Source organism: Serratia sp. PL17, from assembly GCF_017832355.1.
In the GTDB taxonomy this organism is placed as follows: Bacteria; Pseudomonadota; Gammaproteobacteria; order Enterobacterales; family Enterobacteriaceae; genus Serratia.
In genome coordinates this window covers 513,919-530,739 of record NZ_JAFIBY010000001.1, presented here as the reverse complement: position 1 = coordinate 530,739, position 16,821 = coordinate 513,919, and the positions used below count along the sequence as shown (strand labels likewise).

11 protein-coding genes are annotated in these 16,821 nt (G+C 53.1%); 4 read left to right on the top strand and 7 right to left on the bottom strand.

Features of this window, described 5'->3' with window-relative positions; all coding sequences use genetic code 11:
• Nucleotides 1–149: 149 nt before the first annotated feature.
• The 4 genes from pncB to JOE25_RS02480 all read left to right on the top strand — a co-directional run bounded on the left by pncB (nucleotide 150) and on the right by JOE25_RS02480 (nucleotide 5,845).
• The gene (pncB, locus tag JOE25_RS02495; RefSeq protein ID WP_209632582.1) at nucleotides 150–1,355 is read left to right on the top strand and encodes a nicotinate phosphoribosyltransferase; all 1,206 of its coding nucleotides are present in this window, start codon (nucleotides 150–152) and stop codon (nucleotides 1,353–1,355) included.
• 224 nt (nucleotides 1,356–1,579) lie between these two features.
• A complete protein-coding gene (gene asnS, locus JOE25_RS02490) occupies nucleotides 1,580–2,980 on the top strand; it encodes an asparagine--tRNA ligase (protein ID WP_209632581.1) in 1,401 nt (466 codons plus the stop codon).
• A 302-nt stretch (nucleotides 2,981–3,282) separates the two neighbouring features.
• Nucleotides 3,283–4,407 carry a porin OmpC gene (gene ompC, locus JOE25_RS02485; protein WP_280921260.1) on the top strand — a complete coding sequence of 375 codons (1,125 nt, stop codon included), beginning with the start codon at nucleotides 3,283–3,285 and terminating at the stop codon, nucleotides 4,405–4,407.
• Nucleotides 4,408–4,654: 247 nt separating this feature from the next.
• On the top strand, nucleotides 4,655–5,845 hold the full coding sequence (locus tag JOE25_RS02480) for an amino acid aminotransferase (protein ID WP_209632580.1): 1,191 nt from the start codon (nucleotides 4,655–4,657) through the stop codon (nucleotides 5,843–5,845).
• Between the two features lie 70 nt (nucleotides 5,846–5,915).
• Here JOE25_RS02480 and JOE25_RS02475 read toward each other — a convergent pair whose 3' ends face one another.
• From JOE25_RS02475 to cmoM, 7 genes are all read right to left on the bottom strand, one after another.
• On the bottom strand, nucleotides 5,916–6,563 hold the full coding sequence (locus JOE25_RS02475) for an MBL fold metallo-hydrolase (protein ID WP_209632579.1): 648 nt from the start codon (nucleotides 6,561–6,563) through the stop codon (nucleotides 5,916–5,918).
• Between the two features lie 68 nt (nucleotides 6,564–6,631).
• Nucleotides 6,632–7,180, bottom strand: a complete 549-nt coding sequence (locus JOE25_RS02470; protein WP_209632578.1) for a YcbK family protein — start codon at nucleotides 7,178–7,180, stop codon at nucleotides 6,632–6,634.
• Nucleotides 7,181–7,361: 181 nt separating this feature from the next.
• On the bottom strand, nucleotides 7,362–9,086 hold the full coding sequence (ldtD, locus tag JOE25_RS02465) for a L,D-transpeptidase (protein WP_245209748.1): 1,725 nt from the start codon (nucleotides 9,084–9,086) through the stop codon (nucleotides 7,362–7,364).
• A gap of 346 nt (nucleotides 9,087–9,432) precedes the next feature.
• Nucleotides 9,433–13,881, bottom strand: a complete 4,449-nt coding sequence (gene mukB / locus JOE25_RS02460; RefSeq protein ID WP_209632576.1) for a chromosome partition protein MukB — start codon at nucleotides 13,879–13,881, stop codon at nucleotides 9,433–9,435.
• A complete protein-coding gene (gene mukE / locus JOE25_RS02455) occupies nucleotides 13,878–14,606 on the bottom strand; it encodes a chromosome partition protein MukE (protein ID WP_209632575.1) in 729 nt (242 codons plus the stop codon). The genes mukB and mukE overlap by 4 nt, the downstream gene beginning before the upstream one ends.
• Nucleotides 14,587–15,909, bottom strand: a complete 1,323-nt coding sequence (gene mukF / locus JOE25_RS02450; RefSeq protein WP_209632574.1) for a chromosome partition protein MukF — start codon at nucleotides 15,907–15,909, stop codon at nucleotides 14,587–14,589. Before mukF ends, mukE begins: the two co-directional genes overlap by 20 nt.
• A complete protein-coding gene (cmoM, locus tag JOE25_RS02445) occupies nucleotides 15,906–16,691 on the bottom strand; it encodes a tRNA uridine 5-oxyacetic acid(34) methyltransferase CmoM (protein ID WP_037421971.1) in 786 nt (261 codons plus the stop codon). The genes mukF and cmoM overlap by 4 nt, the downstream gene beginning before the upstream one ends.
• Nucleotides 16,692–16,821: the final 130 nt, after the last annotated feature.

The window sequence follows — 16,821 nt, the reverse complement described above, 5'->3', positions numbered from 1 at the left end:
AGCATAAAGGCACGTTTAATCCTCGACCCGCTCCAATGAATTGTGGTGTGATGCAGCTTCAATAACAGGATAATCCGGGTATACTCCCCCCACTTTTTTATGATTATCCGGATTTGGACACGCGCCTGACGAGGATGCAGTAACGCGCTATGACTCAATACGCCTCCCCGATTTTGACATCACTGCTTGATACTGATGCCTACAAGCTTCATATGCAGCAAGCAGTGTTTCACCGCTATCCCGCTATCAGCGTGGCGGCGGAATTCCGCTGCCGTGGTGATGAGCTGCTTGGCGAATATGCCGACGAAATCCGTGCGCAGGTCGCACTGATGAGTCAGTTGGCACTGACAGACGCTGAATTCACCTATCTATCAGGGCTCCCATTCTTCCGTGAGGATTACCTGAGCTGGTTGCGCGAGTTCCGTTACGATCCGCAACAAGTTCAGATCGAGAATCGCGCCGGAAAGCTGCATATTCGCATTGCCGGTCCTTGGCGCGAAGTGATCATGTGGGAAGTTCCGTTACTGGCCGTCATCAGCGAAGTGGTGCACCGTCATCGCTCGCCAGATGTCACACCGGACATGGCGGTCGCCCATTTGCGCAGCAAACTGGCGCAGTTTAAAGCCATGAGTGCTGACGTGGATATTTCACGCTTCAAACTGATGGACTTCGGTACCCGCCGCCGCTTCTCGCAGGCCGTGCAGCAATCCATCGTCAGTACACTCAAAGACGAATTCCCGTATCTGGTCGGCACCAGCAATTACGATCTTGCACACCAGCTTGATCTGGCACCTGTGGGTACTCAAGCCCATGAGTGGTTCCAGGCGCACCAGCAGATCAGCCCGGTGTTGGCGAACAGCCAGCGAGCGGCATTGCAAGCCTGGTTGGATGAATATCCGGACCAACTCGGCATCGCACTGACCGACTGTATTACTATGGATGCCTTCCTGCGTGATTTCGGTCTGCAATTCGCCCAACGCTATCAGGGACTGCGTCACGACTCAGGTGACCCGTTCGAATGGGGTGAGAAAGCCATCGCGCATTACCAGACACTGGGTATTGACCCGATGAGCAAAACGCTGGTGTTCTCTGATAACCTGGATTTGGACAAAGCATTGGCGCTCTACCGGCATTTTTACCAACGCGTCAACCTGGTGTTCGGCATCGGCACGCGCCTGACCTGCGATATTCCCGGTGTAAAACCGCTGAACATCGTGATTAAGCTCGTAGAATGTAAAGGCAAGCCGGTGGCGAAACTTTCCGATAGCCCAGGCAAAACCATCTGCCAGGATCAAGCCTTTGTGAAAGCCTTACGTAAGGCGTTCGACCTGCCGCTGGTGAAAAAAGCGAGCTAAGCGCCCCTTCTGCGAACGCTAAAAAGCCGGCTGAATTTCCTTCGCCGGCTTTTTCTTCTTTATAAGACACTTTTCCTTGCTCCCTTTTCGCGCTTCCCCAAGAAATGTTGCACCAATCCGGCGATTTCTGCTTGTGCTCTGCACCGCGGCAAGTAACATAGCAACATCCCCATATTCTTGGGTTGTAAGCTATTTCTAAACCAAATAATTAAAGAGAGAAATCTATGAGCGTAGTGCCTGTAGTCGACGTACTGCAAGGCCGTGCTGCGGTTGACAGTGAAGTCACCGTGCGCGGTTGGGTGCGTACCCGGAGAGATTCTAAAGCTGGTATCTCCTTCCTGGCCGTCTATGACGGTTCCTGCTTTGATCCGTTACAGGCCGTCGTTAATAATTCTCTGCCGAATTATCAGGATGAAGTGCTGCATCTGACCACGGGCTGTTCGATTGAAGTCACAGGTAAAGTGGTGGCCTCTCCGGGTGAAGGCCAGAGTTTCGAGCTGCAGGCCACCGCGATTAACGTCGTTGGCTGGGTTGACGATCCGGACACCTATCCGATGGCGGCTAAACGCCACAGCATCGAATACCTGCGCGAGGTCGCTCACCTTCGTCCACGTACCAACCTGATTGGTGCCGTTGCCCGTGTGCGCCACACACTGGCACAGGCCATTCACCGTTTCTATCATGAGAATGGCTTTTTCTGGGTTTCCACACCGCTGATCACCGCGTCCGATACCGAAGGCGCCGGCGAAATGTTCCGCGTTTCAACGTTGGATCTGGAAAACCTGCCGCGTACTGACAAAGGGGCTGTCGATTTCAGCCAGGACTTTTTCGGTAAAGAAGCGTTCCTGACCGTGTCCGGCCAGTTGAACGGCGAAACCTACGCCTGTGCGCTGTCCAAGATTTACACGTTCGGCCCAACCTTCCGCGCTGAGAACTCCAACACCAGCCGCCATCTGGCAGAGTTTTGGATGATCGAACCAGAAGTGGCGTTTGCAGACTTGGAAGACATCGCCGAGCTGGCAGAAAAAATGCTGAAGTATGTGTTCCAGGCGGTGTTAAACGAACGCATGGATGACATGCAGTTCTTCGCCGAGCGCGTAGACAAAGATGCAATTGATCGCCTGCAGCGTTTTGTTTCTTCCGATTTCGCTCAGGTAGATTACACCGAAGCCGTGGAAATCCTGATCGCATCAGGCCAGACGTTCGAAAACCCGGTTTCCTGGGGTATCGACCTGTCTTCCGAGCATGAACGTTACCTGGCAGAGAAACACTTCAAAGCACCGGTTGTGGTGAAAAACTACCCGAAAGACATCAAAGCGTTCTACATGCGCATGAACGAAGATGGCAAAACCGTTGCAGCAATGGACGTGCTGGCCCCAGGCATTGGTGAAATCATTGGCGGCGCACAGCGTGAAGAACGTTTGGACGTGCTGGATCAACGTCTGGAAGCTATGGGCCTGAATAAAGAAGATTACTGGTGGTATCGTGACCTGCGTCGTTACGGCACCGTACCGCATGCTGGCTTCGGTTTGGGCTTTGAACGTTTAATCGCCTATGTGACCGGTGTACAAAACGTGCGTGATGTTATTCCATTCCCACGTACGCCACGTAATGCAAGCTTTTAATTAATCAGATAATCCATTTTTTAATTAATTTAGTTACAAAACCAAGGCCAGCTTTGCTGGCCTTTCGCATTTTTTAATATTGACCCACGTCACAAAGTTCCCTGAATATTACATTTAGTTACAAATACTTTCTTTTTGAAACCTCATTGGGACATTGGTAGCATTTTCGTTCTAGATTAACCCGGCTGTGAATGGAACACTGCGTGCAGACACAGGACGACACCAATCTATCAACAATAGTTCAAAAGAATTATTGGCGGCAGTGGCAAAGGTGTCCGAATAACACCAATGAGGGTAATATAATGATGAAGCGCAACATTCTTGCAGTGGTAATCCCAGCTCTGTTAGCAGCTGGTGCAGCAAACGCTGCTGAAATCTACAACAAAGACGGCAACAAGCTGGATCTGTACGGCAAAGTTGACGGTCTGCACTACTTCTCAGACGACAAAGGTAATGATGGCGATCAGACCTATGTTCGTTTCGGCTTCAAAGGTGAAACCCAGATTACTGACCAACTGACCGGTTACGGCCAGTGGGAATACAACGTTCAAGCTAACCACTCTGAATCTCAAGGCACCGAAGGCACCAAGACTCGTCTGGGCTTCGCAGGTCTGAAATTTGCTGACTACGGTTCATTCGACTACGGCCGTAACTACGGCGTACTGTACGACGTAGAAGGCTGGACAGATATGCTGCCAGAGTTCGGTGGCGATACTTACACCGTTACCGACAACTTCATGACCGGCCGTACCAACGGCGTTGCTACTTACCGTAACAACAACTTCTTCGGTCTGGTTGACGGCCTGAACTTCGCTGTTCAGTACCAAGGTAAAAACCAGAACGACGGTCGTGACGTTAAGAAACAAAACGGCGACGGTTGGGGCCTGTCATCTACTTATGACATCGGCGAAGGCATCAGCGTAGGTGCTGCATATGCTTCTTCTAACCGTACCGATGATCAGAAACTGCGTTCTAACGAACGTGGCGACAAGGCTGATGCATGGACTGTTGGTGCTAAATACGACGCGAACAACGTTTACCTGGCAACCATGTACTCCGAAACCCGCAACATGACTCCGTTCGGTGGCAGCAGCTTCAGCACAACCTGTGCTGCTTCTGAAAGCTGTGGCGGTTTCGCTAGCAAAACTCAGAACTTCGAAGTGACTGCACAGTACCAGTTCGACTTCGGTCTGCGTCCAGAAGTTTCTTACCTGCAATCTAAAGGTAAAAACCTGAACGTCCCAGGCGCAGGTACTGACCAAGATCTGGTTAAATATGTTTCTGTTGGTACCACTTACTACTTCAACAAAAACATGTCCACCTACGTTGATTACAAAATCAACCTGCTGGACGACAACGAGTTCACTAAAGCCACTGGCACTGCTACCGACGATATCGTAGCTGTTGGTCTGGTTTACCAGTTCTAAGTTGTCTCACTTAGCGGCGGTTCACCGTCGAATAAGTTAAAAAAACAGGGCTTCGGCCCTGTTTTTGTTTTGTGTATCGCAGCTAATTTTTTATCCTGCCAACGCCCCTTTCCCCCTCATTTTTTATGCCGAATTTGCCTCCTTCACAAGATCGCGGTGTTTTTCTCGCAAACGGTTGGCAAAGCGTATAACTGGCGTTACCCTGATGCTTCTGTCTGCTTAACTCCGAGCCATGGAAGCACCTGACATGTTTGAAAAAATCACTGCTGCACCTGCCGATCCTATCCTGGGTCTGACCGACATTTTCCGCGCTGATGCCCGCCCTAACAAAATCAACCTGGGGATTGGTGTATACAAAGATGAAACCGGTAAAACCCCGGTGCTGACCAGCGTTAAAAAAGCTGAGCAGTATCTGCTGGAAAATGAAACCACCAAAAACTATCTCGGTATTGAAGGCATCCCTGCGTTCGCCAACTGCACGCAAGAATTGCTGTTCGGCAAGCAAAGCCCAATCATTGCCGACAAGCGTGCACGCACTGCGCAAACGCCAGGTGGCACCGGCGGCCTGCGTGTGGCAGCTGACTTCATCGCCAACCAAACCAGCGCGAAGCGTATCTGGATCAGTAACCCAAGCTGGCCAAACCATAAAAACGTGTTTGGTGCCGTCGGTCTGGAAGTATTGGAATACGCCTACTACGATGCCGCTAATCATGCGCTGGACTTTGATGGCCTGCTCAATAGCCTGAAACAGGCTCAGGCCGGTGATGTCGTCCTGTTCCATGGCTGCTGCCATAACCCGACCGGCATAGATCCAACGCCAGAACAGTGGTCCCAGTTGGCAGAACTGTCTGCCGCTAACGGCTGGCTGCCACTGTTCGACTTCGCCTATCAGGGCTTTGCCAAAGGTCTGGAAGAAGATGCCCAGGGCCTGCGTATTTTTGCTGCCAAGCATCAGGAACTGATCGTCGCCAGTTCTTATTCCAAGAATTTCGGCCTTTACAACGAACGCGTTGGTGCTTGCACCGTCGTTGCCGCTGACACGGATACCGCCGATCGTGCCTTCAGCCAGGTGAAAGCCGCCATTCGCGCCAACTACTCCAACCCACCGTCACACGGCGCTGCTATTGTTGCGACCATTTTGGGTGATGATGCGCTGCGTGCGCTGTGGGAACAGGAGCTGACCGATATGCGTCAACGTATTCACCGCATGCGTCAGCTGTTCGTCAATACCCTGCAGGAGAAAGGCGCGGAGCAGGACTTCAGCTTTATCATCAATCAGAACGGCATGTTCTCGTTCAGTGGATTGACGAAAGAACAGGTTCTGCGCCTGCGTGACGAGTTTGGCGTTTACGCCGTTAACTCCGGCCGTGTTAACGTTGCCGGCATGACGCCGGACAATATGGCACCGCTGTGCGAAGCCATCGTTGCCGTACTCTAAAGATTGCGGGATCTCATAAGCAAAAGGGGCGCTAAAAGCGCCCCTTTGTTATTTCTGCCGGGAAATAATCTTACCAGATGGCCGGTTCCTCTCGCAGGAACGGATTGGTTTCACGCTCCTGGCCGAAAGTAGACATAGGCCCATGCCCTGGAATAAACGCCATGTCATCGCCCTGGGGCAACAGTTTGGTGCGGATGGAGTTGATCAGTGCCTGATGATCGCCACGTGGGAAGTCGCTGCGGCCGACACCACCGTTAAACAGTACATCCCCCACCAGCGCCAACCGCGCCTGCTGGTTAATAAAAACGATATGGCCTGGAGTATGCCCCGGGCAATGCAGCACATTAAGCGTCATTTCGCCCACCTGCACGCTGTCCCCTTCTTCCAGCCATTGGGTTGGCGTCAGTGACGCACATTCTTCCAGTCCAAACATTTGGCTCTGTGCAGGCAGGCCGTCTAACCAGAATGCGTCTTCCTTATCCGGGCCGTAGATCGGCACCTGATAGTGTTCAGCCAGCTCCGCCGCTGCGCCTACGTGGTCAAGATGACCATGCGTCAGCAGAATTTGCGTGATGGTCACGCCCTGTTTGGCAATTTCGGCTTTTAACTTTTCCGGCTCGCCGCCTGGATCGACCAGCGCCGCCTGCTGGGTGCTCTCACACCAGATCAGGCTGCAGTTCTGACTAAAAGCAGTTACGGGGATAATTTGGTATTTCATAAGGCTCCAACCACAACAACGCCATACCCTGACGGGCTGGCGCTATTTATACTTATGGTGCACAGCGATTACCAGGTCCGCACCGGGCCGGTATCGATGTGTACAAAGTTGCTACGTGGGTAATATCCTACACCACCGGCGCTCATTTTTAACGCCGCTTTGCGGATATTACTCAACTGGATGCCTTCGATATGGAAGTCCATCGCCTGTCCCTTGGTGTGGTAGCTGTGTTTGGCCACACCGCGGCTGCGCTCGCGCAGCTCATTGTTGGTGTCCAACGAACGATAACCTGAAACCAACTGTACCGGTTTGTTGGTACCCAGCAGACCTTGCAGACGATAGAGATGATCAAACAAACGAGGGTCGATCGATTTAACCTTGTTCGCGCGATAGTCACGGAAGAGATGATTAAGACGAACTAATTCGTCTTTATTATATCCCTTGCCGTCGAAGAATTCGGCTTTCAGAGATTCGCCCGTATGCATGTTATTTACAACCAGAATACGCGGGCGCGAAGTAGAAAGGCTGGCAAAGGCTTGCCCAGGGAGCAGCGCTATGCCCACGGCAGCGCTACCTAGCGCCAGCCATTTACGGCGATTATGATCAATTTTGTCCATGTTTCTGTTAAACCCGGCAAGAATATCAAAATATATGCACAAAACAGCGCACTGCCTGAACCATAACCGCCCACACTGGCTGAGTCAACCCGTGATGTCCCGCGGCTTGCAGGCACTCACGTGATGAGTGCCTGCATCATGGCCCGATATTCTGACCGTTATTTATTTATAATTATTGCATTTATTGCATTAATTTTTCGGCCTGAGCCAAAATTTGTGCACCCGATCTCACCGTATCATCATAATTGTAAATATCTGTGCGGAATTGTGGTTTTCCATCATCAGAAACCCAGGCGGTTAAATAATACAATTTAACCGGGATATGCTGACGGATATTCACGTAGGTGGTATTCCCCTCTTTCAAGGTGGACGACACACGTGTGTTATTCCAACCCGCATCCTGCAACAACATGTTTGCCAAATCCGATGCCTTATTGACCCGCACACAGCCGGAGCTCAAAGCGCGAATGTCTTTCTGGAACAGGTTATGGTTAGGCGTATCGTGCAGGTAGATGGCATCCGAGCTTGGCATGTTGAATTTAAAGCGACCCAACGAGTTGGTGGCACCTGGCGCCTGACGAATCCGGTACGGGAAGTTGCGGGCAGAAACCATGTTCCAGTCGATCATTGCGGGGTTAATCACCTCAGCATCGTTGCTCCAGCCGGAAAGCACGGTATAACCGTGTTTCTGGAAGTAGCTGCCGTCACGCATCGCCTTCGGCACGATATCCTCGCGCACCAGCGTAGTCGGCACGTTCCAAGGTGGGTTAACCACCACGTTATTCAGCGCACTGTTCATCAACGGCGTCTTACGGCTTGGTCTGCCGACGATCACTCGCGAAGAAAGCACTTCATTGCCGTTCTGATAATACGTCAATGAGTAGTTTGGAATATTCACCATGATCCCGGTGCCCACATGGCCGGGAAGAATGCGTAAACGTTGGATATTCAGCGCCAACAGTGAGGCACGCATTTGTGGCGTCACATTAAGCCATTCACGCGTACGCGGGCCTATCACGCCATCCGCACTCAAGCCTTGCCATTTCTGGAAGCGTTTAACGCCCTCAACCAGATCGTTGGTATAGCGATTATCCGTGACCGTCACCGGGCTTTCAGACTGCTGTGAAAACGGAGATTGTGGTGTAGGTACGATATCTTTTACCGGTGCAGCCGCTGGACTTACGACAGCAATCTTGGCCTCGCGATTTTTCTCTTCATCGACAGAGAGACCACCGTCATCGGGTTCATTACGCGAACCCGTTAATACCGCAGGCGGATCCTGTGTTTCATCCGGCGCAGCAGTGGCCGTCGTGGTTAACATGCCGTTGCGCGCCAATATCTCACGCAGGGCAGGAATATCATTGCTCAGTTGGTCTGGGCGTAAGCTCGGCCCATTCGCCATTTGCGGCCAGGGACGATTGTCGGCCAGCATATCGCGTAATGCCTGATGCATCTTGGCGTATTGCGGGTGCTGAGGTGCTAGCGAGGTCACATACGCCAGGGTCTTGCCCTGGCGCACCGCCAGTTGCCATTGGTTTATCACCGTATTAGGCGGCAGACCGAGTTTGTAAGGAATATTGCTGTACAACCAGCTATTGCCATTGGCACCGATCGACGAAACAAACTGCAAATAACCCAACATCGCGTCAGACAGTACGACGTCGCGCGCCACATCGGTAATGGCTGGATCGGTCAACTGTTTTACCCATTGGGTAAACTGCGGCTGCACACCGGACATCGCCAATTCGGCAAGCTGTTGCTGGAACTGCTGAACCGCTTCGCGATCCTGCCACATCAATTGCATCCGGTTCGCCGCGTACAGAGGAGCAAGCGTTGAGAGATAATGTGGTGTAATGCCTTTTGGCAAAGCAGCAAGCAATTCCGAACGACTTTGCGCGACTGACATGCCAGATGACGCTACCGGAAAGGCAGGAACGGTTGCCCATACGGGTAATGACGACGCCAGACCACATGCAATTGCGCAACTCAACGCCAGACGCCGTACCGTGTTTCCATTTCTAAGCAACATCCATTGCCCCCTGTATGCTCACAAAAAATACAACCAAGACAGCTTATTAGTTTCAGTATACGAACAGAAAAGCCATTTTGCCCTTGGGCGCTTATGAATAACTGTTATTTCATTAAGCTACCCGGTTTTAAACGGATAAAAAAGCAGGACCATCATCCATGCGCACAAAAAAATAGCCACCCCAAGGCGGCTATTTTCAGATTATTAGTGGGCTTTTCTCCGTTTACGGCGTTTCTGCCGCAGTGACGCCTAACGCAGGCGGCTCGTTAGCGAAACCGCGCAGCCCCACGACATGTACGTGTTCATGGTTCTGGAACACCTTACGCACCAACTTATACGTCGTGCCTTTTTCCGGGCTGATGTTTTCCGGTGCCGCGATGATCAGCTGCATTTCCAGACGATCGCACAACTCAAACAACGTCGCGATGGATTTGGCATCCAGTCGCGCAGCTTCGTCGAGGAACAGCAGGCGACATGGGGAAATATCTTTACCGCGCAGGCGACGGGACTCTTCTTCCCAGCTCTGCACGACCATCACCAAAATCGACATCCCGGTACCGATCGCTTCCCCGGTTGACAGCGCACCACTCTCAGCACGCAACCAACCATCGGAGCCGCGGAAGACTTCCACTTCCAGTTCCAGGTAGTTACGGTAATCCAGCAACTCTTCGCCAATAGTTTGCGGCGTGCGTTGCCCCATATCAATCTGTGGATTCAGACGTTGATACAACTTGGCCAACGCTTCGGAGAAGGTCAGGCGGTTGCTGTTGAACAGATCCTGATGTTGTTCCTGCTGTTCGGAAAGCACATCCAAAAGAGTCGCATGCGCCTCACGCACGTTGACGTTCAGTCGTACGCTTTTCACCTGCCCGAAGGATACCGCCTGCAAACCCTGGTTGAGCATGCGGATACGGTTTTGTTCACGCTGGATCGTTTTGCGAATGATGTTCGCCACGCTCTTGGAACTGATCGCCAGCTTCTGCTCACGTGCCGTCAATTCTTCCGTCAGGCGGCCCAGTTCAATCTCCATCTGTTCGATGGCTTCAACCGGGTCGTCGGTACGGATGATGTCCTGACGAATACGCTCACGCAGATGTTGGTATACCGCGATATAGAACTGAATCTTGCGTTCTGGGCGCTTAGGATCTTCAGAAAGACGCAGTACATCACGCAGGTGTTCGTTATCCGACACCGCCAGACGCAATGCACCAAGAGCCTTATCCGACATTGAACGCAGCTCGTCGCCGTCCATATAGGCCAGTTCACGACGATGCAGACGACGTTCAACCCCGTTGTCTTTCACCATGCGCATGACCGCGCACCAGCCCGCTTTGGCAGTGACGACCTGCTCACGCAGCTGATAATAATCCCGCTCAAGCTTGCGCAGTTTCTTCTGCAGGCTGTCCATTTCCGCTTCGCAGAAGGTCAGTTGCTTTTCCAACTGATTACGCCGCGCACGGTTGTTGCTCAGACCGGCATGTAATTCATCACGACGCGCACGTGCGCGCGCTTCGGCATTGGCATCCGCCTGCACGCCAATGTCCACCAGCTCCTGGCTCAATTCTTTGAGCATATCGCGCTTAGCGTCATACGAGCTTTTAAGCGACGCCAACACCTGGCTGTACTGGGTAAATTGAGTCTGATACTGACGCAGCTGTTCACGGGCGCGGGTACGTTCCGCTTCCGCGTGTTCCAAACGTTGGCGCAGCTTGTCATTCAAATCGTTGTTGGCATTTTGCATACCGGCAGAATCGGTATAGCTGAAGTGTGCACGACGCTGTACCACTTCAGTCAGGGCAAACGCCTGCTGTTTGGCCTGGCGCTGTACGCTCTGTGCCTGAGTGTAATCCTGCTGCAACTGTTCGTGCTGTTGCGGATCGCTCTGCAACACCGACAACAGCGGTTCCAGCTTGGTCAGTGAAACACCGTGCTGCTGGATATGGCGTGCAGCATCCTGCGCCTCTTCCAATTCTTCACGGATTTCCTCAACGCGATCCTGCAAGGTTTCATCGTTTAACAATGAAACCAGCGGCATCAGGCGATTCAGCGCAGAGATGCCCTCTTTCGCCTGATCATATTGCTGACGTTGTTGTTGATTCTGTGCCTCATGGTTATTCAGAGCGCGTTCGATTTCCCCACGGCGTGTCGTGAGGCCACGGATTTCCGCCTCTGGATCGGCGTCAAATGCCACTGCCAGATGGGAACCAATGAAACGGCTGAAGGCCTGATGTGAACGCTGGGTCTTCTGCACGTCGAAAGACAACGTCGCGTAACGCTCTGCCAGTTTTTCCCGTTCACCATGCAGCACTTCCAGGCGGTTCTCACGTGCGGCGCGGCCAAACAACGGCACGTCCGGATAACGCGAGTAGCGCCACTGGCGCTCAGCGGTTTTCACCAACACCGCCCTGTCTTGCTCTTCGACCGCAAAGACGCTGTCATCAAATGACTGAGGATCCCCTTCGATCAAGTAGAGATCTTCCGGGCAGTCTTCCAGACCTTCCAACATCTCGCGCACCAGCGACAAATCCGGCACCACGATCGCATGGCGTGACGGACCATACAGCGCGGAGAAGTAAGGTGCATCATCGATGGTGACATCGTCATAGATTTCAGAGAGCAATACGCCGCCAAAACGTTCGGCCAACGTAACCAGACGCTGATCTTCGGCACCGCCTGGCTGGCTGAGACGTTCGATCTGCGCTTCAACGGCACGCTTGCCTGCCGCGACCTCGTCACGCTCTACCGTGGTTTCACGCTCGCGCTCCAGCAATTGCTGCATGTACTCGGTGACTTGCTGGCTGCTTTCAAGCGCTTCGCCACTTTGCTCACTGAGTTGACTCAGTGAATCCTGCGCTGCCAACCAGATTGGGGCACGGGCAGTGAGTTCGCGGATACGCTGTTGGATTTGCTCCAGTTCCTGGCGCATTTCCATCCGGCGTTCGCCAGCATCACTGACGCTTTGCGACAAGGATTCCAGACGCTCTTCCAGTTCTTGCTGCAGTGCCTCAAGATCGTCCGGTTGATACTGCTGGCCATGACGCTTGCAGAATTCTTGCAACAGACGTTCGGCGTCCTGCTGAGAACGTAAACGCTGTTCCAGCTCACTCAAACGCATGCGCAACGGCTGCACGCGCTCGGCAAGGTGTTGCTGTGAAGGCCAGTCGCGCAGTAACTCACGCGCACACTGCCAGGCTTCGCTACGGCTGACCTGACCGGCAATTTTGCCTACCAGCTGATAGGCTTGTTCAAACTGGCCGTGTGCGGCGTCGGCTACGCTCAGTTTCTGCTCCAGCATCAGCAACGCTTCCGTCGCTTCCTGCTCACGAGCCTGGAAAGTATCGAGCCACTCTTCCGCATTCTCGGCACTCAGTTCCGGCAGTTGGCACAGGGCACGAGCACGTTCCAGCGCCTGCAACGCCTGCTGGTATTGAATGGCGCGGGTCTGCTGCACGTCCAACGCCTGCTGGTAGTCAGCGAGCTGGCTTTTCAGCTCATCCACCTCCAGTTCGGCGGCCTCGGCACGCGCTTCGTTTTCGGCCTGCTGCTCACTGGCCTCTGCCACCACTTCGTTCTGTTCTTCCAGTCGGTAGGTCAGCTCTTCCAGATCGCCTTCATAGCGCTCGATCTTTTCCTGCTGACGCATCGCCGTCTGCACCAGATTCAAGTGATCGCTGGCGGCCTGGTAATCGGTTTCCAGATCGGATTCCGCACCGCTCTGCTCCGCCAGTTCACGCGCCATTTCCACATGGCGATATTGCTCGGCTGCCAGCTGTTTGCGGCTGCCCAGCAGATCGCTGCGCAACGCCAACGCGCCGTCCAAATGGATGCGGCGTTCATTGGCATGACGCATATAGTCAGCCGCCACGTAGGATGTGGCTTCGGAAATCAGGTGTTTGAAAAGATCACGGTCAGTCTGGGTAACGCGGATTGCTTCCAGCGTCATGCGGTTTTCACGCAACGCCGCTTCCATGTCCTGGAATGCCTTGCGCACGCCGCTGTTTTCCGGCAACAAATAGTCACGTAACGAGCGGGTGATGGCGCTGGAAATACCGCCATACAGTGAGGCCTCGATCAGGCGATAAAACTTACTGCGATCTGACGATGAACGCAGACGTTTGGGGATCACGCCCAAATCGAACATTAATGAGTGATAGTCGGTAATGGAGTTGAACTGCTTGAACTGCACGCCTTCCATCTCTTCAACGCGCTCTTTCAGTTCCTGCAGCGTCAACACACGAGCCTGGCGTTCGCCAACCGTTTGGGTCAGCAGCTCCGTAGGCTGTACCGCCGTTGGCAGCCCCTGGATGGTGAACGGCTTGATATCCACCTTGCGATCGCGCCCTGCTACCTGCTGCAGACGCACACCAACCACAACGCGTTGATGACGCGAGTTGATCACGTCGAGGGTGGAATAACACACCCCCGCGCGTAGCTTACCGTGCAAGCCTTTATCGCGTGACCCGCTAGTAGCACCGGCTTCGGTGGTATTACGGAAGTGCAACAGCGTCAAATCAGGAATCAACGCAGTGACGAAAGCCGCCATGGTGGTGGATTTCCCTGCCCCGTTACCGCCAGACAGCGTGGTCACCAACTCATCGAGATCAAAGGTGCGGGCGAAAAAACCGTTCCAGTTGACCAGCGTCAGCGAGCGAAATTTACCGCGTTCAATCATTCCTGTTCATCCTCTGCACTGTCCGGAGTGTTATCAAGCTGCGAGTCTTCAGCATCGCTTTCATCATTCAGCGACAGGCTGTTCTCAACCGGCATAGCTTCGCCGTCACGAATCATACGCAACTGCGCTTCACGCGGATCGTCACCACTACGCACGTCTGCACCAAAGCGGAATACCGCCTCCGTGATGCGGAACTTGTTGCTGTCGCTGCCCATAAAATAGATCATGCCCAGGCGACGCAGGCGGTTCAGTGACGTACGCACTTTCTCGTGCAGTTTCTGACGATCGAGATCCGACCCCGTGGAACGTTGGTTAACGAATTTCAGCAATTTGGTTTCGTCGGCCAGGCTCAATAACTCGTCGTACAGTTCCTGATGGCTGAATATCCCTTCATGCGCCAAACGTTCCGGGCTGAGGTAGAGATAGCACAGGATTTTGCCCACCATCATATCCAGCTCAGACAACACCGAACGCGGGATCAACGTCGTGGAACGTGGGCGTAGGTAGAAGAACCCTTCCGGCGCCCGGATCAACTCCACGCTGTAGCGGGCATAAAACTCTTCCAGTTCATCCTGGAAATCCATTAAGAAAGCGTGGTTGTCCAGTTCATCGATACCGATGTGACGACCCGCACGCAGTTGGCTGTCCAGCGCCGGGAACAGCGAGTTAGACAATGCCTTGGCCAGCTTAACTGGCATTACTTGTTCAATATTTGTCGATGACATGGGCCTGGACCTTGGCTCCGTAATCATTGATTGCCTGCCATTGCGCCGGCAACCCTGAAAAATCTGCTTCAGCCACACCAAGGCGCACTGCCTGGTCGACCACTAAACGAGCCACGTCAAAGTGACGAGCTCGCGGATATTGCGCCAGATAATCGCGCATTACCGCCCCTAAATTGAGCGGCATCTGTTGTTCCTGATAAATTTTCAACGCTTGTTCGATCATCGCCGCCAGCTGTTCGCGGATTTCGCTGAATTCTTCAAATTCCAGATCCGGCGGCAATTCTCCGGTCACTTCCTCACTGCGCAACGCCAGTTCTTCGTCACGCATATCCAGCAGGCGATCGGCGTTGGCATGGGTCAGCGTCCATGGATTATCGAAATAATTTTGTACCGACTGACGCAGGCGCTGTGCGAACACACGGTTTTTATCCATATCGATAGCGGTACGGATAAATTTATGCACGTGGCGGTCGTAGCCGATCCACAGGTCAATTGCCTGTTGCCCCCAACTGATAATGCGGTCGAGCTTGCTTTGCAGATCAAACACCAGTTTGTCGACAAAACCTAGCTCAGCCCCACCGAGCGTTGCATCCTGAATGCGCAGCAGGTTGGCTTGCAGCTTGTCGCCCGCCGCTTCCAGCGTATCTTGCAGTTCACGTAAGGTGCCCGAGGTCTCGGACAGTAGCATTTCACAGCTGGAGATCGCTGCACGCCAATCCTGATTCAGCAAGGCTGCGATATCCTCTTTCACGCCTTGCTGTTGCTCATCCATCACCCGCTGGGTCATGTCGATGCTGTCGAATATTTCTGCCACTGAATATTTTAACGGTGCAAACACGTTGCGGTGCCAGTGGAAATCATCGCCACCCTCTTCGGCGGCATCGGCAGCACGTTTCAGTTCCTGCGCGACGATCGATAGCTGCATCGACAAACGCAGCGTAGAGAATTCGCGCTGACGGATATAGTAATCAGTAATACCTATGCCCAGCGGCGTCAGACGGTAAATCGCATTGCCGTCTGCCAGTTCGCTGGTAAAGCGGTTTAACAGGCGCTGGCGCACCATGTCGTTAATCGCATTGTTGGCACGGACTGCCACCGTTTCATGCGTCTGTTCGAAACCTTTGCTGACATGGCGAAATGCATCAACCAGCTCACCTTCGCTCATCTCGCCGTCCAGCCGCTCGCCATTTAATGTGGCAATAGCGAGCAAAAACGCGAGACGCTCCGTAGGGAGCGAAATAGAGAAATCATTTTTCCGTGCCCAGGCGACCAGTTCGGGTACTGTCTGGGAAAATTCACTCATAGTTCGTCCTTCAGGTTTGGTTTATGCGCCATGACGTGAATATAGCGCCCCAAACTCACGTACGGCTCCTGCCGGCAATAGTGCTGTTCAAGCGCCAATAGCTCTTCAAATTTTTGTGTCTGAAGCTGCCTACTCTGCAGATAATCGTGGAACACCCGCACCCCGGTTTTGCCGCTGATGCGCATGCCCAACTGTTCCAGCCAGCCATACACCTGTGGCGGGCTATGCGGATACTGTGGTGACAACGAACGCTTTCTGCGCCTTCTGACCTCTGGGTTCACCAGTTGGAAATTACCCAACACCACGTTACGCATCAAGAGGCCATTAGCATTAAAGAACATCAATGACAGCGCACCGCCTGGTAACAAGCAGTCAGACAATGCCTGTAAAGCTGCCTCAGGTTCAGCGATCCATTCAAGCACCGCATGAAACAATATCAGATCAACCGGCTGTTCCAAGTGTTGGCCAATGTCCTGCGCAGAACTTTGTATGAATTGCATGTTCTGGCTCACACCTTTCTGCTCAGCCAGCGACGCGGCGCGTTGGATCATCTCACCAGAAAGATCGCACAACAACACCTGATGTCCTAATTCTGCCAGTTGGCAGGCCATATGGCCTTCGCCACCGCCGGCATCCAGAATGCGCAGCGGCCGCTGCGGCAACTGGGCCAGCAGCGTGGTCAGATCCTGCCAGACCACGGCCTGGCGGATTTTACCTTTAGTGGTGCCGTAAATATTACGCGCAAACTTTTCAGCAATATCGTCAAAATTGCGATCCTGCATGGACTACGGCTCCGCTGTTCTTATTCTTCTGGGGGCAAAGTGCCAGCCCATTCAAACCTGCTATTTTGGCACAGACTGGCTTAGAATGAATCTTCTTGCGGCCTGATTGTGCCCAGATGTCGTTTTTTCG

Excerpts from the sequence above, each read along its gene's own strand:
- cmoM (WP_037421971.1), bottom strand. The coding sequence starts at position 16,691 with ATGCAGGATCGCAATTTTGACGATATTGCTGAAAAGTTTGCGCGTAAT.
- mukE (WP_209632575.1), bottom strand. The coding sequence starts at position 14,606 with ATGTCATCGACAAATATTGAACAAGTAATGCCAGTTAAGCTGGCCAAG.
- mukF (WP_209632574.1), bottom strand. The coding sequence starts at position 15,909 with ATGAGTGAATTTTCCCAGACAGTACCCGAACTGGTCGCCTGGGCACGG.
- mukB (WP_209632576.1), bottom strand. The coding sequence starts at position 13,881 with ATGATTGAACGCGGTAAATTTCGCTCGCTGACGCTGGTCAACTGGAAC.
- JOE25_RS02470 (WP_209632578.1), bottom strand. The coding sequence starts at position 7,180 with ATGGACAAAATTGATCATAATCGCCGTAAATGGCTGGCGCTAGGTAGC.
- asnS (WP_209632581.1), top strand. The coding sequence starts at position 1,580 with ATGAGCGTAGTGCCTGTAGTCGACGTACTGCAAGGCCGTGCTGCGGTT.
- ompC (WP_280921260.1), top strand. The coding sequence starts at position 3,283 with ATGATGAAGCGCAACATTCTTGCAGTGGTAATCCCAGCTCTGTTAGCA.
- JOE25_RS02475 (WP_209632579.1), bottom strand. The coding sequence starts at position 6,563 with ATGAAATACCAAATTATCCCCGTAACTGCTTTTAGTCAGAACTGCAGC.
- JOE25_RS02480 (WP_209632580.1), top strand. The coding sequence starts at position 4,655 with ATGTTTGAAAAAATCACTGCTGCACCTGCCGATCCTATCCTGGGTCTG.
- ldtD (WP_245209748.1), bottom strand. The coding sequence starts at position 9,086 with ATGTCAGTCGCGCAAAGTCGTTCGGAATTGCTTGCTGCTTTGCCAAAA.
- pncB (WP_209632582.1), top strand. The coding sequence starts at position 150 with ATGACTCAATACGCCTCCCCGATTTTGACATCACTGCTTGATACTGAT.